Origin of the sequence: Marinicauda sp. Alg238-R41, assembly GCF_947331485.1 — a bacterium.
Taxonomy (GTDB): Bacteria; Pseudomonadota; Alphaproteobacteria; order Caulobacterales; family Maricaulaceae; genus Marinicauda; species Marinicauda pacifica.
Map to the genome: position 1 here is coordinate 455,707 of NZ_CAMZOJ010000002.1, position 25,509 is coordinate 481,215.

A 25,509-nucleotide genomic window follows, 5' to 3' on the forward strand; every position below is an offset into this window, starting at 1 on the left:
AGCGGCGATTGCCGGGCCGTACTGGACAGTGCGGCCGCGTCCGGCTAGCCCTTTGACAGGGAATTGAGGGGAAGGGGTCATTCCATGATCGACCGGCGCGCATTGCTGTCGGCGGCCGCGGCGGCCGGCGTTTCACTGGCCGTGCCCGGTGAAGGGATGGCCCGGTCGAGCTGGCAGGACGCCAGCCTTGCCCAAAAGCTGGGCCGGATGCTGATCCTCGGATTCCTGGGACAGGACGAGACGGCCGGTGATGCCGCGCGGATCGAGGCGCATCTGGGCGAAGGACGAATTGGCGGCGTCCTGTTTCTGCGGCACAATGCGCGCCAGCGCGCCGGCGTGGAGGGGCTTGCTGCCCGCTTCCGCGCCGCCGCCCCCCATGCCTGGCTGACCATCGACCAGGAAGGCGGACTCGTGCAGCGTCTCAACGAGGAGATGGGCTATGGCGATATCCCGCGCGCGATGGATCTCGCCGGCGCGGGCATCGAGGCGGCGTCGCTCGCCTACCGGGATGCCGCGCGCGAGTTGAAGGCGGCCGGCTTCAACCTCAACCTCGCCCCGGTCGCCGATCTCCACCAGGACGCCAACCTTGTCATCGGCCGCTATGGCCGCGCCTACGGCACTGACCCTCACGATGTGGCCCGCTATTGTGCCGCCTTCATCGAGGCGTTCGAGGCGGAGGGTATTGCGTGCGCGGTCAAGCATTTCCCGGGCCATGGCCGATCGGAGGGCGACAGCCATGACGGCTTCGTCGATATCACGGAGAGCTGGAGCTACGAGGAGCTGGTCCCGTTCGCCGATCTCGTACGCTCCGGGCATGCGCATCTGATCATGGGCGGGCATCTCATCAACCGGCGCATCGATCCCTCGGGCGAACCGGTAACCTTCTCGCGCCGGGCCATTGAGGGTCTGCTGCGCGATGTCATCGGCTATCAAGGCGCCGTCATTACGGACGATCTCGACATGGGGGCGATCCGTGACAACTACTCGCGCCGCGACGCGGTACTCGGCGCGATCCAGGCCGGCAACGACCTGTTGCTGATCTCCAACTCGGCCGATCCCGATCCCGAGCTGCCGCAGCATATCCTGCGGTGGGTGGAAGAGGCGATCGAAGACGGCTCTTTGCCGGCCGAACGGATCGATGCGGCGATGGCGCGCCTGGACGCGCTCGACCGGCGAATCCTGCGCGCCTAGTTCTGCGCCATCAGACTGGCGGCCACACGGCGGCTCGTGCGCGGTATGGATGTGTGCGTGGCGGCGCGCTCCAGGGCGTCGAGCCGGGTGCGGTCGAGCCAGATACCGCCCACCATCACGCCTGCGGGAAATTCTACCGCGCTGATCTCCGTCAGAGGATCTCCATCGAGCAGGATGAGGTCGGCGCGCTGACCGGGTGCGATCCGGCCGCGGTCGGTCCAGCCCAGCGCCTGCGCCGGATCGATCGTCGCCGTCCGCAAGGCGTCGTGCGCCGAAAGTCCGGCTTCGACCAGAAGCTCCAGCTCCCGCGTCAGGGACCGGCCGGGCAGGTTGGTGAAGATCCCGGCATCGCTGCCGGCAAGCAGGACAATGCCGGCCTCGTGCATCTGCCGCGTCGCGTCGCGGTAGAAGGCGGCCCGAGGCACTTCGCGCGGCTCCGGGTCCATTCCGCTCCAGAAGTCGTAGACACCCGATTCCAGACGACTGATCAGCGGGTTGAGCGTACCGGTCCCCTCCCGGCTCAGATAGGCGCCCTCGCTTTGCGCCACCCGGATCAGATTGTCGTGGGCGATGAGGGTCGGGGTGACCGTAACGCTGTGGGAGGCCATCTCCTCGGCAAGCAGCGCCATCGCTTCTGCGTCCAGGCGATCGCGCAGGCCGTGCCAGACGATCGACTCGGTGTGCTCGATCGTGAGGAATCCGTCGTCGAGCACGTCCTCGAACCGGATCTCGAACGGCTGGTCGTAGGGTATGCCCTCGCCGCGAAATCCCTCCGGCGTGTGCCCGCTCACCGTCATGCCGAGCTGCGCTGCCTCGTCCAGCACCGCCAGATAGGCGTCGCGTTCGAGGTTGGAATAGACTTTCAGCGCTCGATAGCCCTGATCGTGCTGCCGGCGGACCGCAGCGCGCGCCTCTTCGCTAGTGCTGACGAGCACATGATTGTCCTGCTGATTGGGACCGGGACTGTTGAGGATCGGGCCGGTGGTTATCAGCGAGGGGCCGAGAAGTCGGCCGCTTTCGATACGCCGAGACAGGGGGAGATGGAACGGCATGCCGGACATGTTGCGGACACCGGTCACGCCGTGTGCCAGATAGCCCGCCAGCTCCGCCTCGTCCCATAGATGGATGTGCGCATCGATGAGCCCGGGAAGCAGCGTTCGGCCCTGGCCGTCAATGCGCAGGACGTCGCCGGCTAAAAGCGAGGCGGGCACGGTCAGTTCGCCTGCCTGTCCGACAGCGGCGATCTCGCCGCCGACCACCAGGATTGCCCGGTCCGGCTCGCTCTCGGGTGCATTCGGGTCCATCGTGACGAGGCGCACCGGTTCGATGAGGATGGCGGCTGGACGCGTGGCCGGTACGCGTAGCTCGTACGGCGTGGCAAAGCAGGCCGAGACTAGGGCGATGAGTCCGAGGACAATCACGCCAAGAGCCGCAATTCCGAGCCGAGCGAGCATTGCGGCCTCCTTTTGGCGTTTCAGATGCCTCTGCTTACAGGACGCTTTAGCATGCAGGTCTGGCCAGGTCGCAAAAAAGAAGGGCGGCCCGAGGGCCGCCCTTCCTGTCTGTGCCGTTTGAGAGGCTCGGGCCTAGAAGCCCATGCCGCCCATACCGCCCATGTCCGGAGCCGGAGCAGACGATTCTTTCTTCGGCTTTTCGGCGACGGCCGCTTCGGTCGTGATGAACAGACCGGCAACCGAGGAGGCGTCCTGCAGGGCATGACGCACAACCTTGGCCGGGTCGATCACACCGAAGTCGAGCATGTCGCCATACTCTTCGGTATAGGCATTGTAGCCGAAGGTGGCGCTGGAGTTTTCCAGAACCTTGCCGACGACGATGGAGCCTTCCACGCCGGCATTCTGCGCGATCTGACGGATCGGGGACTGCAGGGCGCGCGCGATGATGGCGATACCCTGGGTCTGATCGTTGTTTTCGCCTTCCAGGCCTTCAAGCACCTTGGCCGCCTTGAGCAGGGCGACGCCGCCGCCCGGCACGATGCCTTCTTCCACCGCAGCGCGGGTGGCGTTCAGCGCATCGTCAACGCGGTCCTTGCGCTCTTTGACTTCGATCTCGGAGCCGCCGCCGACCTTGATCACGGCAACACCGCCGGCCAGCTTGGCAAGGCGCTCCTGGAGCTTCTCCTTGTCATAGTCGGACGTGGTGTCTTCGATCTGCTTGCGGATCTGGTTGACGCGGCCTTCGATGGCCGTTTTCTCGCCCGCACCGTCGACGATCGTGGTGTCGTCCTTGGTGATGGACACTTTCTTGGCAGTGCCAAGCATGTCCAGCGTGACGTTTTCCAGCTTGATGCCGAGATCTTCGGACACGACCTGACCGCCGGTCAGGACCGCGATGTCTTCCAGCATCGCCTTGCGGCGATCGCCGAAGCCCGGCGCCTTGACCGCTGCGATCTTCAGGCCGCCGCGCAGCTTGTTGACCACGAGGGTGGCCAGCGCTTCGCCTTCGACGTCTTCAGCGATGATCAGCAGGGGACGGTTGGACTGAACCACCGATTCCAGAACCGGCAGCATCGGCTGGAGCGAGGAGAGTTTCTTCTCGAACAGCAGGATGTACGGATCTTCGAGCTCGGCGCGCATTTTCTCGGTGTCGGTCACGAAGTACGGCGACAGGTAGCCGCGGTCGAACTGCATGCCTTCGACGACTTCGAGCTCGGTTTCGAGGGATTTGGCTTCCTCGACCGTGATGACGCCTTCATTGCCGACCTTGTCCATGGCGTGGGCGATCATGTCGCCGATCTCTTTTTCGCCATTGGCCGAGATCGTGCCGACCTGGGCGATTTCGGAGCTGCCCTTGATCGGGGTCGAGATCGATTTGATCTGCTCGACGACCTTCTTCACGGCGGTGTCGATACCGCGCTTGAGGTCCATCGGGTTCATGCCGGCCGCGACCGATTTCATGCCTTCGCGGATGATGGACTGGGCCAGAACCGTGGCGGTCGTGGTGCCGTCGCCGGCTTCGTCATTGGTGCGCGATGCGACTTCGCGGACCATCTGCGCGCCCATGTTCTCGAACTTGTCTTCCAGTTCGATTTCCTTGGCGACGGAGACACCGTCCTTGGTGGTGCGCGGAGATCCGAAGGATTTTTCGATGACGACGTTGCGGCCTTTCGGGCCGAGCGTGACTTTTACCGCGTCGGCAAGCGTATCAACGCCCTTGAGCATCTTGTCGCGGGCGGAAGCGCCGAATTTGACTTCTTTGGCAGCCATGAGTGCAAACCTCTGTGTCTAGATGAGTGAAGGATCGGTTCGTCCTGAAGGGATGTGCGCGGGTATCGCGCGGCCATCGCCTGGAGAAACCGACTAGTTTTCGATGATGCCCAGAATGTCGGACTCTTTCATGATCAACAGCTCGTCGCCGTCGACCGTGACTTCGGTGCCGGACCATTTGCCGAACAGGACGCGGTCGCCCTTTTTCACGTCGAGGGTGCGCACGCTGCCATCTTCCTTGATGGCGCCGGAGCCGACGGCCACGACTTCAGCTTCCTGCGGCTTTTCCTTCGCCGTGTCGGGAATGATGATCCCGCCCTTGGTTTTGGCTTCTTCTTCGATGCGCTTGACCAGCACACGGTCGTGCAGAGGACGAAATGCCATCGCTTCTCTACTCCATTCCACGAGCCGAAAAGGGCTCTTTTCAGGGTTGTCAGATCTAGCCGTCAGCGCACTGGCACTCGCCAGGGCCGACTGCTAACAGAGGCGGAGGTAAGAGGGCGCGGCATACGCGTCAAGAGGCAGGAACGTCACCGGGATCGATTTTTCCGCACCCTGGCGCAATTGCTTGCGAAAACAGGCGATCAGAAGCCTTCCAGAACCAGCTTGCCCCGCGCTTTGCCGCTTTCGAGTATCTCGTGGGCGCGGCGCACATTCGCTGCGGAGACCGGACCCAGCGTGTCGGTCACGGTGGAGCGAATCTTGCCCGTTTCGATCAGGCCGGCGATCTCGGCGAGGATCTCGCCCTGGCGCGCCATGTCCGCGGTCTGGAAGAGGGGGCGGGTGAACATCAGCTCCCAGTGGACCGAAACCGCCTTGGTCTTGAAGCCCTTGATGTCCAGCGTCTCGGGATCGTCGATCAGTCCGAAGCGGCCCTGCGGCGCGATCAGCTCGGCGATCTGGTCGATATATTCGTGAGTGTGGGTGATGGAGAAGACGAAGCCGGGAGCGCCGATGCCCAGCGCCTCCACCTGCTCGGCCAGGTTCGCGCTGTGATCGATGACGTGGTGGGCGCCCAGCTCTTCGGCCCAGGCCTTGGTTTCGGGGCGGGAGGCGGTGGCGATCACGGTCAGGCCGGTGAGCGCGCGCAACAGCTGGATCGTGATCGACCCCACGCCGCCCGCACCGCCGATGACCAGCACGGCCCTGGCCGCGCCCGGTACCTCGTCCTCGACCCGCAGCCGGTCGAACAACATCTCGTAGGCGGTGAGGGAGGTCAGCGGCATGGCGGCGGCCTCCGCATCACTCAGGCTGACCGGCGCGCGCGAGACGATGCGCTCGTCCACCAGATGATATTCGCAATTGGTCCCCGGCCGGTCGATGGAGCCGGCATACCAGACCCGGTCACCCTGTCTGAAATCCGTGACCTCTGGTCCGGTTTCCACCACTTCGCCGGCTGCGTCCCAGCCCAGGATGACCGGGCTGTCGCCCTCCACCGGGCGGTTGGCGCGCACCTTGGTGTCCACCGGGTTGACCGAAACCGCCTTGATCCGGACCAGAAGATCCCTGGCCCCGGGGGCAGGGCGTCCGGTCTCGAAATCGATCAGCGCATCGGCGCGCTCCAGCGAACCGGGATTGGTGTAACCGACGGCTTTCATGGCGCGCTCCAGAGGTGGCGAAAGGGAAAAGGGTGCTCGGGATATGGCGATGGCCGCGCGAACGGCAAGGGGCATGCGCCCTGCAGTCCCGTCCCGGCTTGCGATAACTTTTTTTGACAGACGGCCGGAATGCGTGGGCATTCAGCCACAGTTCATTATGGTGCGCGCTTGTTAGAACCGTATTTCACGGAACCCTTGGCGAAGGCCGGGGGTTATCCGGCTGAGTTATTGGCCTTCAGGAGGGACTATCCCATGAAATTTCGTTCCATTCTCGCCGCCGGTATGGCGCTCGGCTTTGCCGCCGCCTGCACCACCACCGACCAGTACGGCAATGTTAGTCAGAATCGCACCGGCACGGGCGTTCTCGCCGGTGCGGCCGCCGGGGCCCTGCTGGGCACGCTGGCGGGCGGCGACGATCGCCGCAACGCGCTGATCGGCGCGGGCGTCGGCGCGCTCGCAGGCGGTGCCACGGGCAATTACATGGACCGCCAGGAAAACGAGTTCCGCCAGCGTCTGCGCGATTCCGGCGTCACCGTGCGCCGCGTCGGCGACGAGCTGGTCCTGGTAATGCCGGGCAATCTCACGTTTGCGACCGATTCCGCTGCACTCGAGCCGCGCTTCGGTCCGATCCTGAACGATGTGGCCAATGTGCTGCAAACCTATCCGGCGACCTATGTCGACGTGATCGGGCATACCGACTCGGTCGGCGCGGCCGACTACAACCAGCTTCTGTCCGAACGCCGGGCGTCCTCCGTGGCCCAGGCGCTGATCCAGCGCGGCGTCATGCGTGACCGTCTCTATGTGGCGGGCATGGGCGAATCCTCGCCGGTCGCGACGAACGACACCGATGCGGGCCGGGCAGCCAACCGCCGCGTGGAAATCAAGATCGCGCCGCACACGCAGAGCTGATAGACGGGTTCGGGCGTTCGAACCGAAGTCTTGACGGCCCGCCGGCGCTCGCCGGCGGGCCGTTTCGTTAACGACCTGTCAAGTCCGGTTAACTCAGTTTAGGATCGAACCGGGTAAGTGACTCGCCGGCCAGGACCGAAGACCTGGTCGCGAGTGCGGACCCAGACTTGAACGAGAGTGACGGTAAGACCCATGCCCCGCGTCAGCGATGTTCTGGTAGTTCTGACCTATGCGATGATTGCAGTCGTCGCATCGCTGGCGTTCGAGCGCTTCGGACTGCTGTCCTCGGGTCTTGCCTGGATCATGGGCGCGGTGGTCTTCCTGATCGCCGGCCAGGTTCACGCCGCTGCGGCACGGGCGGAAGAACGCCGCACGCTGGCGCGCGACCTGCACGAGCTGCGCGCCGCGAACATGTCCCTGCTTGAAGAGCTCGAACAGGTTCAGACCCGTCTCGAAACCGTCGAGACGGGAACCGGTCCGCAGCGCGCAGGGGCGGCTGCGTCTCGCCATGAGGACGGCGATGACGCGGAGGAAGCCTACGAGCTGTCCGATGCGGTCGAGGGCGTTGAGGGCTATTCGATTCCCGCCAGCGCCGCGCGCGCTCAAAATCCCCAGGACGAGCGCCTGATCGCCGACCTGATGAGCCGCCTGGAACGGGCCGGGCAGTCCACCGCGGCCAATCTCACCGATGCGGCCGATCCCGACATCGTACGCGCGGCGCTCGATGCCAACCGCATCGATCTCTATCTGCAGCCGGTCGTCAGCCTGCCCCAGCGGCGGACATATTTCTACGAGGGCTTCTCCCGCCTGCGCGACGAAAAGGGCGGCGTGCTTGCACCTGCCGCCTTCCTGCAGGCGGCCGAGGATGCCAACCTCATCACCGATCTCGACAATCTGATGCTGTTCCGCTGCGTGCAGATCATCCGGCGCCTGACCAAGTCCGACCGCCGGATCGGGATTTTCTGCAATGTCTCGCTGCGCTCCATCGCGGACGAGGAATTCTTCCCCGCCTTCCTCGATTTTCTGCGCCGCAATTCGGATCTGGCCGGCTCGCTGATCTTCGAGATGACCCAGGCCGCCTTCGAGGGCCGCTCGGCGACCGCGGCGCGCAACATGGCGCGCCTGGCCGATTACGGCTTCCGCTTCTCCATCGATCAGGTCTCCAACCTCTCCATGGACCTGGCCGAGTTGCAGCGCGCCGGCGTGCGCTTTGCCAAGGTGGAAGGGCGCCGGCTGGTCGATGCTGCCCATGGCGCTGAGCCGATTGCCGGGCGCGAACCCGGCGCCATCGCGTCCGAAGACATTGCCGGCCTGTTCGCGCGCTACGGCGTCGATCTCGTGGCCGAGAAGATCGAGACCGAAAGCACGGTCGTCGAAGTCCTCGACCTCGATGTCGGTTACGCCCAGGGCCACCTCTTCGGCGCCCCGCGCCCGGTGCGCGAGGACGTCATCGCCGAAACCGACTACGCCAGCGCCGGCCACCGCCGCGCCGGGTAGGGTCTTTCAGACAATCACACGCTCTGAAATTCCGGGCGCAGCAAAGCGCAGATCCGGGACCGCAGGGAGACTGTCTTCGCCAGACAAACCCGTCGCGCCCGGCTTCCTGACCGGATGCCCCGCTTAAACCTCAATGTTCACATAGTCCTTTCTTCGCCGCCGGTGCAGTCCTGCTCGATGCGGCATCGGGGAGATCATCATGACCATTGAAGCGCTGCTTATCTGGCTGCTTATCGGCGCCATTGCCGGCTGGCTGGCTGGAATTATCGTGAAGGGCTATGGCTTTGGCCTGGTCGGAAACATCGTCGTCGGGATTGTCGGCGCCTTTGTCGGCGGCTGGCTCTTCGGACAGCTCGGCATCGCCATCGGTTCAGGTATCGTCGGCTCGATCATCGGCGCGACCGCCGGCGCCGTCGTGATCCTGCTCCTGCTCCGCCTGGTCCGGCGCGCCTGACGGCGCTCTCGCTGTCGGCTCCGTCTCTTTCCTGACGAAAGTCAGGGCCCAAGAAGGACGGGCGGAACCTTACGATCTCTGGACCCCGGCTTCCGCCGGGAAAGAGGCGGGAGGCTTTTTCCGCTCGCCTTCCAATGCTTCGAGGCCGCTTCGCGGCCGCCTCAGCATGAGGGGAGGAGAAAACGGGGACACTGGAAAAATGGGGACGCACGCCTGTTTCCGTCGAACACGGCGATCGGCACCGCGCTCCCCGGGCTTATCCCCGCCCGCCCCTGACGCCCCCACACTGCGCGCCGGCTCTTTCTCAATCCGTATAGGTCCCCCGCGCATCCTCCGGCAGGATGAGAGTCGTGGTAGTAGTAGGAGTCGCTTTTCCGGCGGTTTCGACTCTCAATGCACTTCGATGACGGCGTCGACCTCGACGGCGGCATTGAGCGGCAGGACCGAACATCCGACCGCGCTGCGGGCGTGACGGCCAGCTTCCCCGAAGACGTCCACCATCAGGTCGCTGGCCCCGTTGATCACCTTGGGCACGTCGGTGAAGCTAGGATCCGCATTGACGAACCCGCCCAGCTTGACGACGCGGACCACCCGGTCGAGATCGCCTTCGCACGCCGCCTTGAACTGGGCGATCAGGTTGATGGCGCACAGGCGCGCGGCCTTTTGCGCCGTTGCCAGGTCGACCTCGTCGCCGACCCGTCCAGTCATCAGCCCGTCCGGCCCGAACGCGATCTGGCCTGACACATGGACGGTGGTGCCGGTCCGGGCGAACGCCACGTAATTGGCTACCGGCGCGGCGGCTTCGGGCAGGGCAATGCCCAGTTCGCGCAGGCGGGCGTCAATCGTCGACATGGCGGTCACTCCTTGAGTTTGCTGGTTATAGCCTTCATATCCTTGGCAGGCGGTACGCGGCAATGCACGCTGACCGCTGCGAGGGCAGGGCCGAAGCGAAAAGGGGGGCGAAGGAGTGGAGGCGTCGATGCGCGATTTCGCCGAACCGCCAATCGAAGTGACCGATCTCGACTTTGCCGCGGCCGATGGCCGGGCTCTGGCCGGACGCCTTTATGTGCCGGACACGGTGCGTGCGGTGATGACCGTCAATGCGGCCACCGGCTTCCGCAAGGAATTCTATGACGCCTTCGCCCGGTCGGCGGCGCGATGCAACTGGGCGGTTCTGACCTACGACTATCGCGGTCAGGGCGCCTCGCTGTCCGGCCCGGTGGCGCAGGACCCAGCCACGATGCTGGACTGGGGCCGGTTCGACCAGCCCGCGGCCGCCAGGGCGGTGACCGAGCGCTTTCCCGGCAAGCCGCTCGACGTGATCGGCCACTCGGTCGGCGGCCATTTCGTGGCGCTGCTGCCCGAGGACCTGCCGCTGCGGCGCGTGGCGCTGCTTTCTTCGTCCTCAGGCTATTGGGCCAAGCATAGCGGGATGATGAAGACGTTCGCCTGGAGTTTCTGGCGTATCTTCGGCCCGGCCTTCCTGGCGACGCACGGCTACATCCCCAAGGGTCTTTTGTGGAAGGGCGAAGCCCTGCCGCCGGGGGTCTGGAAGGATTGGCGCGACTGGGGCGTACGTCCGGATTATTTCCGCGACAGGCTCGCCGAGGAAGGCCTGCTCAGCCGATATGCCAGTTTCGATCATCCGATCCGCGCCTGGGTGCCCGATGACGACCCGATCGCCAACCCGGCCACCTCGCGCTGGCTGCTCGAGCAGTACGAGACGGCGCCGACCGAGATGAAGATCGTAAGCCGGTCCGATCTCGGTCGCGGCCAGATCGGCCATCACGGCCTCTTCCACCCGGCCATGGCCGACGTGTTCTGGCCCCAGATCTGGCGCTGGCTATCGTGCGAAGAGGCGCGGCGCGCCGCCTGACGCGGCGCGCAAAACCGGGAGGAGACAGGCGCATGTATGTCCTGAATATCGCCAACAAGAACTACTCCTCCTGGTCGCTGCGCGCCTGGATATTGATGAAGGAGCTGGGTATCGCCTTCGAGGAGCGGCTCCATCCGTTCACGCCGGACGGCTCCAGCTTCGAGCGGTTTCGCGAATTTTCTCCGAGCGGGATGGTGCCTTGCCTTGAGGACGGCGCGCTGCGCGTCTGGGATAGCCTGGCCATCGCCGAGTATCTGGCCGAGGTCCATGAGGGTGTCTGGCCTGTCGAACGCGAGGCCCGGGCCTGGGCGAGGGCGGTGTCGTGTGAAATGCATTCGGGATTTTCCGCGCTGCGCAGCCTGTGTTCCATGAGCGTGGGCGTCAGCGTGCGCCTTCACCAGGTCACCTCGGCACTACAGCGCGATCTCGACCGCATCGACGAGATATGGAGCGAAGGCCTCGAGCGGTTCGGCGGTCCGTTCCTGGCCGATTCAAAATTCGGCGCGGTGGACGCGATGTTCGCCCCGGTCGCCTTCCGCTTTGCCAGCTACGGCCTGTCGGTCTCGCCGCGCGCCATGGGCTGGGTCGAGCATGTCCTGGCCCGTCCGGCCATGACCGACTGGGCGTCGGATGCGTTGAACGAGCCCTACCGCGAGCCGGGCCACGATGCGGAAATCGCGCGGGTGGGGGAGATGGTCGAGGATCGGCGTGTGCCTGCCGCCTTTGTCACCGAATAGACGAGCGGTCAGGGATCGCGCTTGAGCATCCGGCCTTTCTGCACGGCGGCACTACCGAATTTCTGGCGCGCGGCATCCATGGCCCGCTCCGCCGCGGCGCGCCGGGATGCGCTGGGATCCAGCAGATCGCCGGCATCGCCGTGGGCCGGCTCGAGTTCCGAATAGCCCGCCCCGATCAGCCGGTAGCGCTGTCCCGGCTTCTCGCGCGCCAGCATCTCGCGCGCATGACGGAACAGCGTGTCGGCCAATTGTGCGCTGTCCGGCAGCGTGCGCCGGCGGGTCAGCGTTCTGAAGTCGGCGGTTTTCAGCTTGAGCGTGACGACCCGGCCGGCGATTGTGCTGTCCTTCATCCGGTCGGCGACTTTCACGCAAAGCGGCCAGAGGCGGTTCTCCAGCTCGTCCACGTTCGAGATATCGGTGTCGAACGTGCTCTCGGCCGAAACGCTCTTGCGCTCGCGCTCCGGGTTGACCGGGCGTGTATCGATGCCCTGGGCCAGGCGCCAGAGGCGCTGCCCGGTCTCGCCATGGCGCTTGATCATGGCGTGCTCGCCCGCCTTGATAACGTCAGAGAGCGTCTTCAGCCCCTCACGTTCGAGTTTCTTCGCAAAGACCGGCCCGACCCCGTAGACTGAGCCAACCGGACGCGGTGCCAGAAATGCCCGCGCCTCCGCCTCTCCGATCAGCGCGAAGCCGTCCGGCTTGTCGAGGTCGGACGCTGTCTTGGCCAGGAATTTGTTGAACGACAGGCCTACCGAAACCGTGACGCCGACCTCTTCACGGACCCGGGACTGGAGCTTGATCAAGGTCAGGGCGGGAGCCGCGCCATGCAGACGCTGTGTCCCGGTCAGGTCCAGGAAGGCCTCATCGATGGACAGGGGTTCCACCGCCGGAGTGACGTCCTGCATCATCTCGCGAATGCGCCGCCCCTCGGTGACGTAAACGTTCATGCGCGGGCGCAGCACGACCGCGTCCGGGCACAGCTTGAGCGCCTTGAACATCGGCATTGCCGACTTCACGCCGTACAGGCGGGCGACATAACAGGCCGTCGAGACGACGCCCCGGCGTCCCCCGCCGATTATGACGGGCTGTTCTTCCAGCGAAGGATTGTCCCGCTTCTCGATAGCCGCATAGAACGCGTCGCAATCGATATGCGCGATGGAGAGTGTGCTGGCCTCCGCATGGCGTACCAGTCGCCTCGATCCGCAGGCCGGGCAGGCCCGGTCCTGCTCGGACACCGGGTTGAAGCAACGCCGGCACCAGCCTGCGGCGCTATTCATGAGTTCCCCCTCGTGTCCGGCCACAGCCAGGCCGCACCGCGCACGCCGGACGAATCCCCATGTGCATGACGGCAGATGCGTGTGGTGACTTCGTCGGAGAAGACATAGCGCGGCAGAGCGTCGCGGATCGCTGTATCGATGCCCGGGATGTTGGACAGACCTCCGCCAAGCACGATGACCTCTGGATCGAAGATGTTGATCACGCTCGAGAGCCCCCGCGCAACCCTATCGTGGTGACGTTCAAGCGTCGCCAGAGCCGCTCTGTCTCCGGTCGATGCACGGCCGGCGATTTCGGCGGCGGTAAGGGGCTGACCGGTTTCGCGCCGGTGGTCTGCGGACAGGCCGGGGCCCGAACACCAGGCCTCGATACAGCCATCGCGGCCGCACTTGCAGCTCGGCCCGGGCGTTTCTTCCGCAGATGACCAGGGTAAACCGGTATGGCCCCACTCGCCACCGAGCCGGCCGCTTCCTTCAATCAACTGGCCATTCAGAACCATGCCCCCGCCCACGCCCGTACCGAGGATGACGCCGAAAACTGATCCCGCTCCGGCACCGGCGCCATCGCGGGCTTCCGAGAGCGCAAAGCAGTTTGCATCGTTGGCAAGACGCACCGGCCGTTCCAGTGTCCGCGCCAGATCCGCGTCCAGACGGTGGCCGTTGAGTTCGGTGGAGTTGGCGTTGCGCATCAGCCCTGTGCGCGGATTGAGCGAACCGGGATGCCCGATCCCGACAGGTAGCGGAGCCGCCACTCCGGCCTCTGCTTCGATCGCGTGTACCAAGGATCGTATGGCGTCCAGCTTGGCCAGATAGTCACTCGGGGTCGCGACCCGGCGGCGGGCCATAATCTGACCTTGATCGCCCAGAATGATCGCTTCGATCTTGGTGCCTCCAAGATCCACGCCGAGACGCGCCATAAGCCGCTTTCCTGCTTGTGAAAAACCTTAACAGTTCTTATCTTGTTCCTTAACCAACCGGAAGCATCGGACTCATCGTTGATTAAGGAAGATCGTGTTTAATCCCTCGTGGATGGGTAGACAGCCAACGCCAAAAACGGGCGGGGTGACACGGGGAGGTGCGGGAGCGCCATGCTGCAGGTCATGACCAAGAAAGTTCTGATTGTCGAAGACAACGAGCTTAACATGAAGCTCTTTCGTGACCTGCTCGAAGCCCATGGCTACGAGACGTATCAGACTCGTGAAGGGCTCAAGGCGCTGGACATGGCGCGTGAACACAAGCCCGACCTGATCCTGATGGACATCCAGCTTCCCGAAGTCTCGGGCCTGGATGTGACCAAGTGGATCAAGAATGACGACGAACTCTCCGAGATTCCTGTCGTTGCGGTCACCGCTTTCGCGATGAAGGGCGATGAGGAGAGAATCCGTCAGGGCGGGTGCGAGGGCTATCTGTCGAAACCGATTACGGTCAGCACATTCATCGCCACCGTCCGAAGCTTTCTCGACTAACAGGAGCGAGCATGAGCGCGCGGATTTTGATCGTCGATGACATCGAGACAAACCGCAGGCTCCTCGAAGCGCGGCTCTCGGCAGAGTATTTTGAAGTTCTTTGCGCAGCCGACGGTCAGGAGGCGCTCGATCTGTGTGTCGAGCAGACACCGGACCTCGTCTTGCTCGATGTCATGATGCCCGGCATGGACGGGTTCGAGACCTGCCGGCATTTCAAGAATAATCCGGTCACCCGGCACATTCCCGTCATCATGGTCACGGCGCTCGACGAGCGCGAGGACCGGATCAAGGGATTGGAGGCTGGAGCCGACGACTTCCTGACCAAGCCGCTTGATGATGTCGCGCTTTTTGCGCGTGTGCGATCCCTTCTGCGTCTCAAGCAGCTGACCGACGAGTTACGGGTGCGCGAGCGCAGCCTGGATACCGAGGGCGAGCCCGTTCTTGATGTCGAAGTGCCGTCGGGCGCGCATATCGCAGTTGTTGCCGTTGACGACCGAACGGCGGCTCGCCTGGCCGCGAAGCTGCCTGACGATGTCGCCGCTCAGAGCTTCGGTGACCCGCGAGATGCCGTTCAGGCAATCGGGGCAGGCGTGGACCTCGTTGTTGTCGATCTGACCTCGAAGCATTTTGACGGTTTGCGCGTGTGTGCTCGCGTGCGCTCAGACGCCGCCACGCGCAACACGCCGATATTGGCCGTGGTCGATCCGGATGCGCGCGATCAGATGGTGCGCGCTCTCGATCTTGGTGTGAATGACGTAGTCACCCGTCCGGTGGATGCCGGGGAATTGGCGGCTCGTATTCGAACCCAGCTGCGCCGCGCGCGGTATGCCGACAAGCTGCGTGACCGGCTCGACGAAAGTCTCGAACTCGCCGTCACCGATCCGTTGACCGGCCTGTTTAATCGCCGTTACCTCGCCTCGCGTCTGGATCAGGCAGCTGAGGGGTTCGCCCGTGTAGGCGAACCCCTCAGCGTCATCTTGTTCGACCTCGATCAGTTCAAGGAGGTCAATGACAGACACGGTCACGCCGCAGGCGATTTCGTGCTCAAGGCATTTGCCGACACGTTGAAGAGCCAGCTTCGCGCGATCGATATCGCCGGCCGTTTTGGCGGCGAGGAGTTTCTCGTCATTCTGAAGGATACGGCGGCCGACTGTGCTGCGGATGCGGCCGAGCGCGTCCGGGCCGCCGTGGCGCGCCAGGATTTCAGCGTCAAGGCGACTGGGGATACGCTCAACGTGACGGTCAGTGCCGGTGTCGCTCAGATGCGGGACGGGGAAACGGTCGGCCAGCTGCTCGATCGGACCGACGCGGCGCTGTACGACGCCAAGAACGGCGGGCGCAATCAGATCGTCCTGTCACGCGCAAAGGCGGCCTGACTTCACTGCTCCAGAGTCCTGGACATGCGAAAAGGCCGCAGCGGGCGCTGCGGCCTTTTGATCAGGCGTTGTGAAAGGCGCAGATCTTACTTGATCTTGCCTTCTTTGAATTCGACGTGCTTGCGAACGACCGGGTCGTACTTTTTCAGGACGAGCTTCTCGGTCATCGTGCGCGCGTTCTTCTTCGTCACGTAGAAATAGCCCGTGCCCGCCGTGGAGTTCAGACGAATTTTGATCGTGGTAGGTTTAGCCATTGTCGCGCACCTAAAGAAAATCTGGGCGCGCCGAACCTGATCCGGCGCTGCGAGCCGCGGAACATACCCGCAAAGCCTGTTGTGTCAATGCCGCCGACGCGTGAATACCAGCCCGGCGATAGCCAGATACAGTGCCGCGGTTGCCGCGAAGGCGATCATGAGGCCGCCGGGGTTCATCAGCTCCATTGCCGTGCCGGAAACCGGGGGGCCTGCCAGCTGTCCGGCGCCGTAGGAGAAAATGAAGGCGGCATTGCCCATGGCGAACATGGACGGGGTGAGACGCTCACCCATCATGGCCAGGCCAAGCGTGTAGAACGCCCCGGCGATCCCGCCATAAACGAAGATGAGTGGGAAAAGCAGCGGTTTGAACGCGCCGACCCAGAGCAGGACAAGCGGCAGCGCGACGCTGATCGCCGCCACCTGCAGCAGGGTGGCTGCGCGTCCCTGCCGGTCGGCAAGCTGGCCGATCGGGATTTGCAAGGCGATTCCGCCTGCGGCACCGGCGAAAGCGAGCAGACCGACCGTGCCGACACTGAGGCCTAGGCGCTCTGCATAAACGGGCAGGAGCGAGAATATTCCGGTCTCCAGTGCGCCGAAGAGCAGCCCGGCCAGAATTGCGATGGGCGCGAGGCGTACAGCGGCGAGCATGGCGCGCGGGCCGGCCTCCTTCATGTCCGGTGCCATGAGGTCCGGCCCACGCAGGAGCAGGATCGGGATCGCGCCGAAGAGATAGATCGCGCCCCCCACGAGCCAGGGCAGCCAACCCGACGCGCCCAGCGTGGCCAGAAGCAAACCGCCGACTGCGAAGCCGCCCGACAACACGGTGGCGTAGACAGCGAGCAGGCTTGCACGGCGTTCCGGACGAGCGAGCTGGTTAATCCAGGTCTCGCTACCCACGAAGACGACGGTGATGGTCACGCCGACCGCGAAGCGCAGCACGAACCAGAGTGTCACGTCGCGCATGAGCGGAAAGAGAACGAGGACGCCAGCGCTGAGTACGAGGCTGACGACCATGGCCCCTCGCGCCCTGAAGCGCGACAGGAGGGCCGGGATGAAGGGCGTTGCTACCATGGTCGAGAGCGCCGCCGCAGCGGCGTTGGTGCCGACGACCACGGCCGAGCCTGTCATCATTTCCAGATTGAGCGCGACCAGCGGCATCAAGAGGCCGAAACCGCAGCCCGACAAGGCTGCGGCAAGCATCGCCGCGGCCAGCGAGCGGGCACGTCCATAGGCAGGATCGGTCAGGCGGCGCAGCATCATCCGCGCGCTTATAACCGGGACTGGCGTTGGCGTCCCTCCCGCCATGACACCAGGAGAGGCCTCGGGCGACCACCCATGGCCGATAACGACATTGAGGCAAATGCCTCCAGCCCCGTCCCGTTGAGAGCCCTGTCGGCTGCTTCAGGGGTCATCCATATCGTGCGGTCGCAACTGCCCCGAATCTTCAGTGAGTTGGTCACCCGGGCAACCGGTGCCGCGAAGACACGAACATGCTGGCGCGATTGTGCGTCGGTCGGCGAAATCATCCGCCCCAGATAGGTCAGCGCGCTTCGGTCAGGTTCAAGCCGGTGGCGCGCGAGGCGCGACCACAGGCCGGATCGGGTTCGCGGGCCGACCGGGTGAAGCACCGGCCGGGCAATGAGCATGCCGAGGCATTCGAAACCGGACCGCAGCGCAGCATCCATGAAGGCACCGGCGCGCAATTCAGCGGCGCCGAGGCGCTTGCGGCTGATCCGCGGAGAGTCGGCCTGACGCCCGTCGGCGGCCTCTAGCGGGACCATGGGCAGCATCAGGCGGTCGCCGATCCGGCCCAGGGCGAGCTTGCGCGAATGCGGGTCGCCCACGATGAGCGCGCTCATGTCTCTGGGCCGGGTGCTCACAGCTCCTCCAGTGCGAGGCCGGAGCGGGTGGGACGCGCCCACCGGATCGGAGCCTTGCCTTTGAGATGTTCACTCAACTCGCCCAGAACGAAGCGGGTGACCATCGGAATGTCCAGGCCATGGGCGTCGTCCAGGGAGACCCAGCGCAGGTCCTCCAGTTCGCCGGAGCCGGCGAGTGCCGTGCTCCCGTGCAGATGTTCGGCATCGGCCCGGAAGAAGAAGGCATCAAACCGTCTGGGGCGGCCCGGTGGAGTGATGGCACGCGTGACAAGCTGAAGTGGCGCGGCGGTCGGTGCCGCGCCGGCTTCTGCAAACGGCGCCCAGTCGCGCGATGGCTTTTCGATCGGGCGCGGTTCGGCGAGCAGGAGCCCGGTCTCCTCGGCAGTTTCTCGGATGGAGGCGGCCGCCGCAGCGCGGGCGCGCCGTTCGGTCAGCACGCGCGTCAGTACACCCATGACCTCGCTTCCCGGTTCCCGGGCAAGGGGGGCGAAGCCATCGCGCCGATCGACACGTCCGCCAGGGAAGACGTATTTCTGCGGCATGAAGACGTGGCCTCCCGACCGCCGGCCGAGAAGGAGCTCGGTCTCGCCGTTATGGCGCTCGCGCGTCAGGATCAGCGAGGCTGCCAGCTTGGGGCGCAGGGCGCGCGGTTGTGCGGTCGTCTTGGCGATGGGGCTACCGTCGGGGCTTCGATCGTCGCGGCGGCCGTGAGCCCGGCTTCTTCTTCTGAGAACCGGGAGGGCCGCGCCGACTCCTACTACTACTCTTACCACGACCACCTTTACCCGATTCCGGAGGTGTGAGGATTTCAAGGAGCAGTCCGCCGGTCAGCGGGGTCGCCTCGACCAGGCGCACGGTCACCTCCGCGCCCAGCCTGTAGGTGGCCCCGGTCCGGTCCCCGACCAGGGCGTGTGCGCTCTCGTCGTGACGGAAGAACTCGTTGCCGAGCGTCGATATCGGCACCAGCCCGTCGGCGCCGGTATCCTTCAGACGCACGAAGGCGCCGAAGCGTGTGACGCCGGTAATGCGCCCGGAAAACTCCTGGTCGACCCGGTCGGCCAGCCAGCCGGCGATGAAGCGATCGGTCGCATCGCGCTCTGCCGCCATGGCGCGGCGCTCGTTGGAGGTGGTCTCTTCCGCGATCGCCTGAAGCTGGCTGCGTTCCTCGTCGCTCTGCCCGCCGTCGCCCAGGTCATAGGCGCGGATCAGCGCCCGGTGGACAGTCAGATCGGCATAGCGGCGAATCGGCGAGGTGAAGTGCGCATACTTGGCAAGGTTCAGCCCGAAATGGCCGATATTCTGGGTGTCGTAGACCGCCTGGGACTGGCTGCGCAGAACGACCTCGTTCACGGTCTCGTAGTGATCGCCGCCTCGCGCGGCATCCAGCACGCGGTTGAACCGGGCCGGGGTGACGCGGTCGCCCTTGGTCCAGGATAGACCGACAGTGGGAAGGAAATCGGAGAAGTTCTCGAGCTTTTCCGATCCCGGCTCGTCGTGGATCCGGTAGATGAGCGTCATGCGCTTTTCTTCCAGGGCCTCTGCGGCAGCGACGTTGGCCTGGATCATGAATTCTTCGATGAGCTTGTGCGCATCAAGGCGTTCGCGAGTCTCGATACCGGTGACGCGGCCATCCTCGCCAACCTTCACCTTGCGCTCAGGGGCATCGATTTCCAGCGGCTCACGACGGTCTCGGCCGGCCTTCAGAGCCCCATAGGCTCCCCAGAGCGGCTCAAGCACGTCTTTTCGCAGCGTTTCGGCCCGGCCCTTGCCCCGGCCGTCAATTGCTGCCTGTGCCTCTTCATAGGCCAGTTTCGCGTGGCTTTTCATCCAGCCGCGAATGAAGCGGTGGGCCCGCTTGTGGCCCTTGGCATCGAAGACCATGCGCACGGCGAGACAGGGCCGTTCCTGATCCTCGACCAGCGAGCACAGATCGTTCGACAGCCGTTCGGGCAGCATGGGCACGACGCGGTCGGGCAGATAGACCGATACGCCGCGCTTGCGTGCGCCGCGATCCAGCGGAGAGCCGCCGTCGACGTAGGCGGCGACGTCGGCGATCGCGACGTAGACGATCCATCCGTTTTCATTGGCAGGATCGGTATCGGGCAGGGCGCAGACGGCATCGTCATGGTCACGGGCCTCGACCGGGTCGATGGTGATCAGCGGGATGTCGCGCATATCCTCGCGACGGCCCTGGCGCGCCTCTTTGAGCTTCTCGGTATAGGCGAGCTCGGCGTCAGAGAACGCCTGGGGAATATCGTGTTCCTCAAGCGCAATGATGGAGCCGGCACGCGGGCTGTTGGCCGAGCCGAGAATTTCCTCGACGACTGCCGATTTCAGCCCGTGATGGCGCCCGCCTGCAATCCGGACCAGAACCAGGTCGCCGTCTTCCGGCTTCAGCTTGTTGTCCCGGGCGAGGATCAGGTCATGCTTGTTGCGCTTGTCGACCGGCTTCAGGCGCGAGCCGCGCCCGCTGCTGCTGACCTGGAAGACACAGAGCATGCGATTGGCGCGCTCTTCGCCGGACAGACGCTTGATCAGGCGCGCTTCATAGCTGCCATCGGCAAGGCGTTCGAGACGGGCCAGTACCTTGTCGCCGATCCCGAGCGCATCGCCGCTCCTGCCGGATCCCTCGCCTGGAGCGAGCCGGATGGTGGGGCCTTTCAGCTCTTCCTTGACCGGGTCGGCGAGCAGCTCACCGTCGATGTCGGTGTCGATCACCTCAAGCACCGTCACAGGCGGCAGGTCTGCGCCGACCACGTATTCCTTGCGACCGGTCTTGCGGATTGCGCCCTCGACCTCCAGCGTGCGCAGCGCTTCCTTGAGGGCCACACGCTGTTCGCCTTTCAACGAAAGGGCGCGAGCGATCTCGCGCTTGGTAAAACGTCCCTCTCCAAGCTTGATCGTCTCGATCAGCGCGTCGCGGGTGAATCCGCCGGCCTTGAATGGGTTATCGGTCAATTCTCGGACTTTGCCTTTGTCGTGGATCCCGACGATTTCGATGCAGTCTTCTTCGTCGCGCTGGTCTTCGAGGCGGTCGAACTCTTGGCGGTTGCCGATTTCGCCGTCTTCGACTTGGCCGTCTTCGACGCAGCGCTCTTGGCCTTGGCAGGTTTCGCCCTGGTGGCAGCTTTCGAAGAACGCTTCGCCGGGGCTTTACGTTTCGTCCCGCCGCCCTTGGCCGCCTTTGCGGCGATCATCTCGACAGCCTGCTCCAGCGTGACGCTTTCCGGATCGAGGTCCTTGGGCAGGGTCGCGTTGACCTTGCCGTGCTTCACGTAAGGACCGTAGCGCCCTTTCATGACCTGGATCGGACCGCCCTGTTCAGGGTGTTCGCCCAGCTCCTTGAGCGGGGCAGCGGCCGCGCCGCGTCCGCGCGGATTGGCCTTCTTTTCCTCGATCAGGGTGACGGCCCGGTTCAAACCGATCTCGAAGACCTCATCGATGGATTCCACATTGGCGTAGGTCTTGCCATGCTTGACGAAGGGACCGTAGCGCCCCAGGCCCGCCTCGATCACTTCACCGTCTTCGGGGTGCTTGCCGACTTCGCGCGGCAGGCGCAGCAGCATGAGGGCCTTGTCGAGATTGATGTCCTCAACGCTCCAACCTTTGGGCACGGAGGTCCGTTTCGGCTTGTCCTCGCCCGGAAGGGCCACTTCGACATATGGCCCGAAGCGTCCATCCTTGAGATAGACCGTTTGACCGGACTCCGGGTCTTCGCCCAGCTCGCCGTCGCCTTCGATGCCGTTGCCGGACCCGTCTGCCCCGCCGAGCTGGCGGGTGAAGCGGCAGTCGGGGTAGTTGGAGCAGCCCACAAACGCCCCGTGTTTTCCGAGACGCAGCGAGAGCGCGCCTTCGCCGCATTTGGGGCAGATGCGCGGATCCGAGCCGTCCTCGCGCTCGGGATAGATGAGCGGCGCCAGAGCCTCGTTCATGGCATCGATCACGTCGCCAATGCGCAGGTCGGCAATGCTCTCCACGCTGGCAGAGAAATCGGTCCAGAACCGGCGCAGCAATTCCTTCCAGTCCAGATCGCCGGAGGAGACCTTGTCGAGCTGGTCTTCCAGATCCGCAGTGAAGTCGTATTCGACGTAGCGGGTGAAGAAGTTTTCCAGAAACGCGATGACGACCCGGCCCTTGTCCTCGGGCACGAAGCGCTTGTCGTCCATCCGCACATAATCCCGGTCGCGCAGCACCGAGAGAACCGAGGCGTAGGTGGAGGGCCGGCCGATGCCGAGCTCTTCCATACGTTTGACGAGCGACGCCTCGGTAAAGCGCGGCGGCGGCTGGGTGAAGTGTTGCTCGGTATGGGTCTTGTCTGCGGTGGCCCCGGCACCCTGTTCGACCTTGGGCAGACGGCTTTCCTGCTCGTCTTCCTCATCGTCGCGCCCTTCCTGGTAGAGCGCGAAGAAGCCGTTGAAGGTCACGACCGTGCCCGTGGCGCGCAGGGCGAGCGTGGTGTCCTTGTTCTCCAGGTCGATCGTGGTGCGTTCCAGGCGCGCACTTTCCATCTGGCTGGCCATGGCGCGCTTCCAGATCAGCTCGTAGAGGCGGGCCTGGTCGCTATCGAGACGGATCGCGCCGGGCTTGCGCGAGAAGCTGGTCGGGCGGATGGCTTCGTGCGCTTCCTGCGCATTCTTCGCCTTGGACGAATAGGCGCGGGGCACGTCCGGCACATAGTCGTCGCCATAGGTGTCCCCGATGACGGAGCGCGCTGCGGCCACGGCACTGCCGTCCATCTGCACGCCGTCTGTCCGCATATAGGTAATGAGACCGACCGTCTCGCCGCCAATGTCGACACCTTCATACAGGCGCTGCGCGGTGCGCATCGTGCGGGCCGCATCGAAGCCGAGCTTTCGCGACGCTTCCTGCTGGAGAGTGGACGTCGTGAACGGGGGAGGCGGGTTGCGCCTGGTCGGTTTGGCCTCGACTGCCGCGATGGTGAACCCGGCAGTCTGGATGGCGCTTTCGGCGGCGCGCGCACGCGTCTCGTTCTTGACCGACAGGCGCGTAATTTTCTGATCTTCGAACCGGGTCAGCCTGGCGCGGAAGGTGTCGCTTCCACCCGATCGCATATCCGCTTCGATGGACCAGTATTCTTCCGGCTTGAACCGCTCGATCTCGGATTCCCGCTCGGTGATGAGACGCAGTGCCACCGATTGCACGCGCCCCGCCGAGCGCGAGCCTGGAAGCTTGCGCCACAGCACCGGCGAGAGGGTGAAGCCGACCAGATAGTCGAGCGCGCGCCGCGCCAGATAGGCCTCCACCAGCTCCATGTCGATTTCGCGCGGATTGGCGATGGCGTCCTGAACGGCCTTCTTGGTGATTGCGTTGAAAGCCACCCGCTGGATCTGCTTGCCCTTAAGAGCGCGGCGCTTCTGCAATGCCTCAAGCAGGTGCCAGGAGATCGCTTCGCCCTCGCGATCCGGGTCAGTGGCCAGAACGAGCGTATCGGCCTCTTTGAGCGCGTCGGCGATTGCTTTCAGCTTGGGCGCCGACTTGGCGTCGACTTCCCACTCCATGGCAAAATCCTCGTCCGGGCGGACGGAACCATCTTTCGCCGGCAAGTCACGCACATGGCCAAAACTGGCCAGCACGATGTAATCCTTGCCGAGATACTTGTTAATGGTCTTGGCTTTGGCCGGAGATTCGACGACGACAACTTGCATGAATACTGACTCGGGAAATATGGCACGACCGGAACACCCGGCGAACGGCGGGGGAAGTTGGGCGAGGGGCCTTCGCAAGTCAACCGAGGTCTGCGCTTGCACGCGAAAGGCATGTGTCGATAAAACACCCGTAAAGGTTGCTATCGAAGCAGGAACCACGAATGGCTGATCCCCTGGGCGATATTGGAAACCTGCAGCGTGATCCGGACGCGGCGGTAGACTATCTCACTGAACTTCTGGACTCTGCGGCGATTCTGGCGCTGGCGGTCGACTTGCCAAGCTCCAGCGCCTTTCTGACCGCCTGTGCGAAGCTGGTCCATCAGGAGCATGTCACTCCGACCGGCGTCGTGGAGACAGGCGACGAGGTCTAGGTTTCGGGCCAGCTCAGGCAGACCTGAGCACCGGGCAGCAACTCAACCCGGCCGGCCAGCTCCAGTTCGATCAGCGCGGCGAGAACCACCTGGGCCGGGACACCGAGTTGCCGGGTCAGTTCGTCGCGCGCGACCGGCACGGTCGACAGCCGGGAGAGCAGCGCATCGCGAATGCGGTCGGCTTGAGCATCGGTTTCCGCGGACATGTCGCGTTCATCCTCGAAATCGGGTGGCGAGGGTTCTTCCAGGACGGGCCGGCGGGCCGAGTGAAGCACGTTGAGCACGTCGTCGGCGGTTTCGACAAGAGCGGCGCCGTCGCGCAGGAGCCGGTTCGTACCTCTGGCCCTGGGATCCATGGGCGAACCCGGGACGGCCATCACCTCCCGGTTCTGTTCGAGCGCATAGCGCGCCGTGATGAGCGTGCCGGAACGTTCGGCGGCCTCGACTACCAGCACGCCGAGCGAGAGGCCGGAGATGAGCCGGTTTCGGCGCGGGAAATCGCGCGCGCCGGCCTGGTAGCGCGGCGGACATTCGCTCACGATCAGACCCTGCTCGCCAATGGCGCGGTACAGCGCCTCGTGCTCGGGCGGATAGATATGCTCGAGTCCGCCGGCGATGACTGCGATCGTGCCGGTTTCCAGCGCGGCGGCGTGGGCTGCCCCGTCAATGCCTCGTGCCAGGCCGGACACGATGGTGACGCCGTGACCGCCCAGTGTGCGGGCCATGTCACCGGCGAAGCGCACGCCGATCGCCGAGGCATTGCGCGAGCCGACCATGGCGCAAGCCGGTCGCTCGTCTGGATCGAGCGGGCCGAGCACGGACAGGACCGGCGGCGGCGGCTCGAGCGCCCGTAGGAGAGCCGGATATCCGGGTTCGCAGGCGCACAGGAGGCGGGCGCCAAGCGCATCGAGACGATCGAGCTCGCCCCGGGCATCATCGCGGCTGACCGTCCTGAGCGGATCGATGCGACCGCCTCGCCTGGCCAGGCGGGGCAAAGCGTCGATGGCGGCGGCGGCATCGTCAAAGCGCTCAATGAGCTTGGCAAAAGTGACCGGGCCGACGCCGGAGGTGCGCGCGAGCCGGAGCCAGTCGAGACGCTGGTCCGGCGAAAGCGCGCGGGTCTTCACGTCTTCTTCGCTCCGATCGGCGGCTCGCTACCGTCGAGCAGGCGGGTGATGTTCGTGCGGTGGCGCCAGAAGATCAGGACCGCCAGGAAGAGGGCGAGGAGAGCCACGTCGGCGCGTCCGGCAGCGAGTGCAAGGAGAGGCGCCGCAGCGGCCGCCACCAGGGCGGCGAGCGAGGAGAAGCGCATGAGCAATGCCACGCCGAGCCAGGTCGCGCAGGTCAGCAGTCCGACCGGCCAGGCCGCGGCCAGCAGCGTGCCGAGAAAGGTGGCGACGCCTTTGCCGCCGTTGAATTTGAGCCAGACTGGAAAGCAATGGCCCAGAAAGGCGGCGCCGCCTGCCACGAGGCCGGCCGGGGTGGAGACGAGGGCGGCGAAGACGAGACAGGCAAAGCCGGCCTTGCCGGCATCCAGAACGAGCGTGGCCAGGGCCAGATCCTTGCGCCCGGTCCGCAGCACGTTGGTTGCGCCGATATTGCCCGAGCCGATCGTGCGGATGTCTCCCAGTCCGGCGAGGCGGGTCAGGACCAGGCCGAACGGAACCGAGCCGAACAGATAGCCGCCAATGGCGGCCAGAAGAATGAGGGGGTCGAACGCCATTGCGCCTCTCAGG

24 protein-coding genes are annotated in these 25,509 nt (G+C 64.8%); 9 read left to right on the forward strand and 15 right to left on the reverse strand.

Translation table 11 applies throughout. The annotated features are described in order from the left end of the window. Positions 1-84: 84 nt before the first annotated feature. On the forward strand, positions 85-1,191 hold the full coding sequence (locus PGP17_RS10735; protein ID WP_270375307.1) for a glycoside hydrolase family 3 N-terminal domain-containing protein: 1,107 nt from the start codon (positions 85-87) through the stop codon (positions 1,189-1,191). On the opposite strand, the gene PGP17_RS10740 is transcribed toward PGP17_RS10735, so the two are convergent. The 4 genes from PGP17_RS10740 to PGP17_RS10755 all read right to left on the reverse strand — a co-directional run bounded on the left by PGP17_RS10740 (position 1,188) and on the right by PGP17_RS10755 (position 6,013). Beyond that, positions 1,188-2,645: an amidohydrolase family protein gene (locus PGP17_RS10740; protein ID WP_270375309.1), complete on the reverse strand. Its 1,458-nt coding sequence runs from the start codon at positions 2,643-2,645 to the stop codon at positions 1,188-1,190. The two genes, PGP17_RS10735 and PGP17_RS10740, sit on opposite strands and share 4 nt — an antisense overlap. Positions 2,646-2,777: 132 nt before the next feature. Then, entirely contained in the window at positions 2,778-4,415 is a 1,638-nt protein-coding gene (gene groL / locus PGP17_RS10745; RefSeq protein ID WP_270375310.1) for a chaperonin GroEL, read from the reverse strand. A gap of 93 nt (positions 4,416-4,508) precedes the next feature. Then, the gene (gene groES / locus PGP17_RS10750; RefSeq protein ID WP_135945792.1) at positions 4,509-4,799 is read right to left on the reverse strand and encodes a co-chaperone GroES; all 291 of its coding nucleotides are present in this window, start codon (positions 4,797-4,799) and stop codon (positions 4,509-4,511) included. A 200-nt stretch (positions 4,800-4,999) separates the two neighbouring features. Next, the gene (locus PGP17_RS10755; protein ID WP_270375311.1) at positions 5,000-6,013 is read right to left on the reverse strand and encodes a zinc-binding alcohol dehydrogenase family protein; all 1,014 of its coding nucleotides are present in this window, start codon (positions 6,011-6,013) and stop codon (positions 5,000-5,002) included. Between the two features lie 252 nt (positions 6,014-6,265). Here PGP17_RS10755 and PGP17_RS10760 point away from each other — a divergent pair, with 252 nt between their 5' ends. The 3 genes from PGP17_RS10760 to PGP17_RS10770 all read left to right on the forward strand — a co-directional run bounded on the left by PGP17_RS10760 (position 6,266) and on the right by PGP17_RS10770 (position 8,873). Further along, positions 6,266-6,922 (forward strand): OmpA family protein, encoded by a 657-nt coding sequence (locus PGP17_RS10760; RefSeq protein WP_270375312.1) that lies wholly within the window; start codon positions 6,266-6,268, stop codon positions 6,920-6,922. Between the two features lie 192 nt (positions 6,923-7,114). Continuing rightward, positions 7,115-8,419, forward strand: coding sequence for an EAL domain-containing protein (locus PGP17_RS10765; RefSeq protein ID WP_270375313.1), 1,305 nt, complete (start codon positions 7,115-7,117; stop codon positions 8,417-8,419). 199 nt (positions 8,420-8,618) lie between these two features. Then, positions 8,619-8,873, forward strand: coding sequence for a GlsB/YeaQ/YmgE family stress response membrane protein (locus tag PGP17_RS10770; RefSeq protein ID WP_135945788.1), 255 nt, complete (start codon positions 8,619-8,621; stop codon positions 8,871-8,873). Between the two features lie 390 nt (positions 8,874-9,263). Here the strand turns inward: PGP17_RS10770 and PGP17_RS10775 are convergent, their stop codons facing one another. Then, entirely contained in the window at positions 9,264-9,725 is a 462-nt protein-coding gene (locus PGP17_RS10775) for a RidA family protein (protein WP_270375315.1), read from the reverse strand. Between the two features lie 127 nt (positions 9,726-9,852). On the opposite strand from PGP17_RS10775, the gene PGP17_RS10780 reads away from it, so the two are divergent. Together PGP17_RS10780 and PGP17_RS10785 are read left to right on the forward strand one after the other, a co-directional pair. Beyond that, positions 9,853-10,749, forward strand: coding sequence for an alpha/beta hydrolase family protein (locus PGP17_RS10780; protein ID WP_270375316.1), 897 nt, complete (start codon positions 9,853-9,855; stop codon positions 10,747-10,749). Between the two features lie 32 nt (positions 10,750-10,781). Then, complete coding sequence (locus PGP17_RS10785; RefSeq protein ID WP_270375317.1) at positions 10,782-11,486, forward strand: glutathione S-transferase family protein; 705 nt, start codon at positions 10,782-10,784, stop codon at positions 11,484-11,486. An 8-nt stretch (positions 11,487-11,494) separates the two neighbouring features. On the opposite strand, the gene PGP17_RS10790 is transcribed toward PGP17_RS10785, so the two are convergent. Both PGP17_RS10790 and PGP17_RS10795 read right to left on the reverse strand, forming a co-directional pair. Next, positions 11,495-12,763, reverse strand: a complete 1,269-nt coding sequence (locus tag PGP17_RS10790) for a DNA polymerase IV (RefSeq protein WP_270375318.1) — start codon at positions 12,761-12,763, stop codon at positions 11,495-11,497. Further along, positions 12,760-13,677 carry an ROK family protein gene (locus PGP17_RS10795; RefSeq protein WP_270375319.1) on the reverse strand — a complete coding sequence of 306 codons (918 nt, stop codon included), beginning with the start codon at positions 13,675-13,677 and terminating at the stop codon, positions 12,760-12,762. The genes PGP17_RS10790 and PGP17_RS10795 overlap by 4 nt, the downstream gene beginning before the upstream one ends. Before the next feature lie 183 nt (positions 13,678-13,860). Here PGP17_RS10795 and PGP17_RS10800 point away from each other — a divergent pair, with 183 nt between their 5' ends. Then, positions 13,861-14,226 (forward strand): response regulator, encoded by a 366-nt coding sequence (locus PGP17_RS10800; RefSeq protein WP_135945782.1) that lies wholly within the window; start codon positions 13,861-13,863, stop codon positions 14,224-14,226. A gap of 11 nt (positions 14,227-14,237) precedes the next feature. Then, positions 14,238-15,602 carry a PleD family two-component system response regulator gene (locus PGP17_RS10805; protein ID WP_270375320.1) on the forward strand — a complete coding sequence of 455 codons (1,365 nt, stop codon included), beginning with the start codon at positions 14,238-14,240 and terminating at the stop codon, positions 15,600-15,602. Positions 15,603-15,688: 86 nt separating this feature from the next. On the opposite strand, the gene rpmG is transcribed toward PGP17_RS10805, so the two are convergent. The 6 genes from rpmG to topA all read right to left on the reverse strand — a co-directional run bounded on the left by rpmG (position 15,689) and on the right by topA (position 23,402). Further along, on the reverse strand, positions 15,689-15,856 hold the full coding sequence (gene rpmG / locus PGP17_RS10810; RefSeq protein ID WP_135945780.1) for a 50S ribosomal protein L33: 168 nt from the start codon (positions 15,854-15,856) through the stop codon (positions 15,689-15,691). 84 nt (positions 15,857-15,940) lie between these two features. Next, positions 15,941-17,116, reverse strand: a complete 1,176-nt coding sequence (locus tag PGP17_RS10815) for an MFS transporter (RefSeq protein ID WP_135945779.1) — start codon at positions 17,114-17,116, stop codon at positions 15,941-15,943. An 8-nt stretch (positions 17,117-17,124) separates the two neighbouring features. Next, the gene (locus PGP17_RS10820) at positions 17,125-17,715 is read right to left on the reverse strand and encodes a hypothetical protein (RefSeq protein WP_135945778.1); all 591 of its coding nucleotides are present in this window, start codon (positions 17,713-17,715) and stop codon (positions 17,125-17,127) included. 17 nt (positions 17,716-17,732) lie between these two features. Continuing rightward, a complete protein-coding gene (locus PGP17_RS10825) occupies positions 17,733-18,407 on the reverse strand; it encodes an NUDIX hydrolase (protein WP_135945825.1) in 675 nt (224 codons plus the stop codon). 4 nt (positions 18,408-18,411) lie between these two features. After that, positions 18,412-20,694, reverse strand: coding sequence for a ribonuclease R (gene rnr, locus PGP17_RS10830; protein ID WP_270375321.1), 2,283 nt, complete (start codon positions 20,692-20,694; stop codon positions 18,412-18,414). After that, complete coding sequence (topA, locus tag PGP17_RS10835; protein WP_270375322.1) at positions 20,691-23,402, reverse strand: type I DNA topoisomerase; 2,712 nt, start codon at positions 23,400-23,402, stop codon at positions 20,691-20,693. The genes rnr and topA overlap by 4 nt, the downstream gene beginning before the upstream one ends. Before the next feature lie 161 nt (positions 23,403-23,563). On the opposite strand from topA, the gene PGP17_RS10840 reads away from it, so the two are divergent. Further along, positions 23,564-23,773 carry a hypothetical protein gene (locus PGP17_RS10840; RefSeq protein WP_270375323.1) on the forward strand — a complete coding sequence of 70 codons (210 nt, stop codon included), beginning with the start codon at positions 23,564-23,566 and terminating at the stop codon, positions 23,771-23,773. Here the strand turns inward: PGP17_RS10840 and dprA are convergent. Further along, entirely contained in the window at positions 23,770-24,900 is a 1,131-nt protein-coding gene (gene dprA / locus PGP17_RS10845; protein ID WP_270375325.1) for a DNA-processing protein DprA, read from the reverse strand. The two genes, PGP17_RS10840 and dprA, sit on opposite strands and share 4 nt — an antisense overlap. Continuing rightward, a complete protein-coding gene (gene plsY / locus PGP17_RS10850) occupies positions 24,897-25,496 on the reverse strand; it encodes a glycerol-3-phosphate 1-O-acyltransferase PlsY (RefSeq protein WP_270375327.1) in 600 nt (199 codons plus the stop codon). The genes dprA and plsY overlap by 4 nt, the downstream gene beginning before the upstream one ends. Positions 25,497-25,509 lie beyond the last annotated feature (13 nt).

Bases quoted from the DNA above. Each gene is read 5' to 3' on its own strand.
- PGP17_RS10735 (WP_270375307.1), top strand. From the start codon at position 85: ATGATCGACCGGCGCGCATTGCTGTCGGCGGCCGCGGCGGCCGGCGTT.
- PGP17_RS10740 (WP_270375309.1), bottom strand. From the start codon at position 2,645: ATGCTCGCTCGGCTCGGAATTGCGGCTCTTGGCGTGATTGTCCTCGGA.
- groL (WP_270375310.1), bottom strand. From the start codon at position 4,415: ATGGCTGCCAAAGAAGTCAAATTCGGCGCTTCCGCCCGCGACAAGATG.
- groES (WP_135945792.1), bottom strand. From the start codon at position 4,799: ATGGCATTTCGTCCTCTGCACGACCGTGTGCTGGTCAAGCGCATCGAA.
- PGP17_RS10755 (WP_270375311.1), bottom strand. From the start codon at position 6,013: ATGAAAGCCGTCGGTTACACCAATCCCGGTTCGCTGGAGCGCGCCGAT.
- PGP17_RS10760 (WP_270375312.1), top strand. From the start codon at position 6,266: ATGAAATTTCGTTCCATTCTCGCCGCCGGTATGGCGCTCGGCTTTGCC.
- PGP17_RS10765 (WP_270375313.1), top strand. From the start codon at position 7,115: ATGCCCCGCGTCAGCGATGTTCTGGTAGTTCTGACCTATGCGATGATT.
- PGP17_RS10770 (WP_135945788.1), top strand. From the start codon at position 8,619: ATGACCATTGAAGCGCTGCTTATCTGGCTGCTTATCGGCGCCATTGCC.
- PGP17_RS10775 (WP_270375315.1), bottom strand. From the start codon at position 9,725: ATGTCGACGATTGACGCCCGCCTGCGCGAACTGGGCATTGCCCTGCCC.
- PGP17_RS10780 (WP_270375316.1), top strand. From the start codon at position 9,853: ATGCGCGATTTCGCCGAACCGCCAATCGAAGTGACCGATCTCGACTTT.
- PGP17_RS10785 (WP_270375317.1), top strand. From the start codon at position 10,782: ATGTATGTCCTGAATATCGCCAACAAGAACTACTCCTCCTGGTCGCTG.
- PGP17_RS10790 (WP_270375318.1), bottom strand. From the start codon at position 12,763: ATGAATAGCGCCGCAGGCTGGTGCCGGCGTTGCTTCAACCCGGTGTCC.
- PGP17_RS10795 (WP_270375319.1), bottom strand. From the start codon at position 13,677: ATGGCGCGTCTCGGCGTGGATCTTGGAGGCACCAAGATCGAAGCGATC.
- PGP17_RS10800 (WP_135945782.1), top strand. From the start codon at position 13,861: ATGACCAAGAAAGTTCTGATTGTCGAAGACAACGAGCTTAACATGAAG.
- PGP17_RS10805 (WP_270375320.1), top strand. From the start codon at position 14,238: ATGAGCGCGCGGATTTTGATCGTCGATGACATCGAGACAAACCGCAGG.
- rpmG (WP_135945780.1), bottom strand. From the start codon at position 15,856: ATGGCTAAACCTACCACGATCAAAATTCGTCTGAACTCCACGGCGGGC.
- PGP17_RS10815 (WP_135945779.1), bottom strand. From the start codon at position 17,116: ATGATGCTGCGCCGCCTGACCGATCCTGCCTATGGACGTGCCCGCTCG.
- PGP17_RS10820 (WP_135945778.1), bottom strand. From the start codon at position 17,715: ATGAGCGCGCTCATCGTGGGCGACCCGCATTCGCGCAAGCTCGCCCTG.
- topA (WP_270375322.1), bottom strand. From the start codon at position 23,402: ATGCAAGTTGTCGTCGTCGAATCTCCGGCCAAAGCCAAGACCATTAAC.
- PGP17_RS10840 (WP_270375323.1), top strand. From the start codon at position 23,564: ATGGCTGATCCCCTGGGCGATATTGGAAACCTGCAGCGTGATCCGGAC.
- plsY (WP_270375327.1), bottom strand. From the start codon at position 25,496: ATGGCGTTCGACCCCCTCATTCTTCTGGCCGCCATTGGCGGCTATCTG.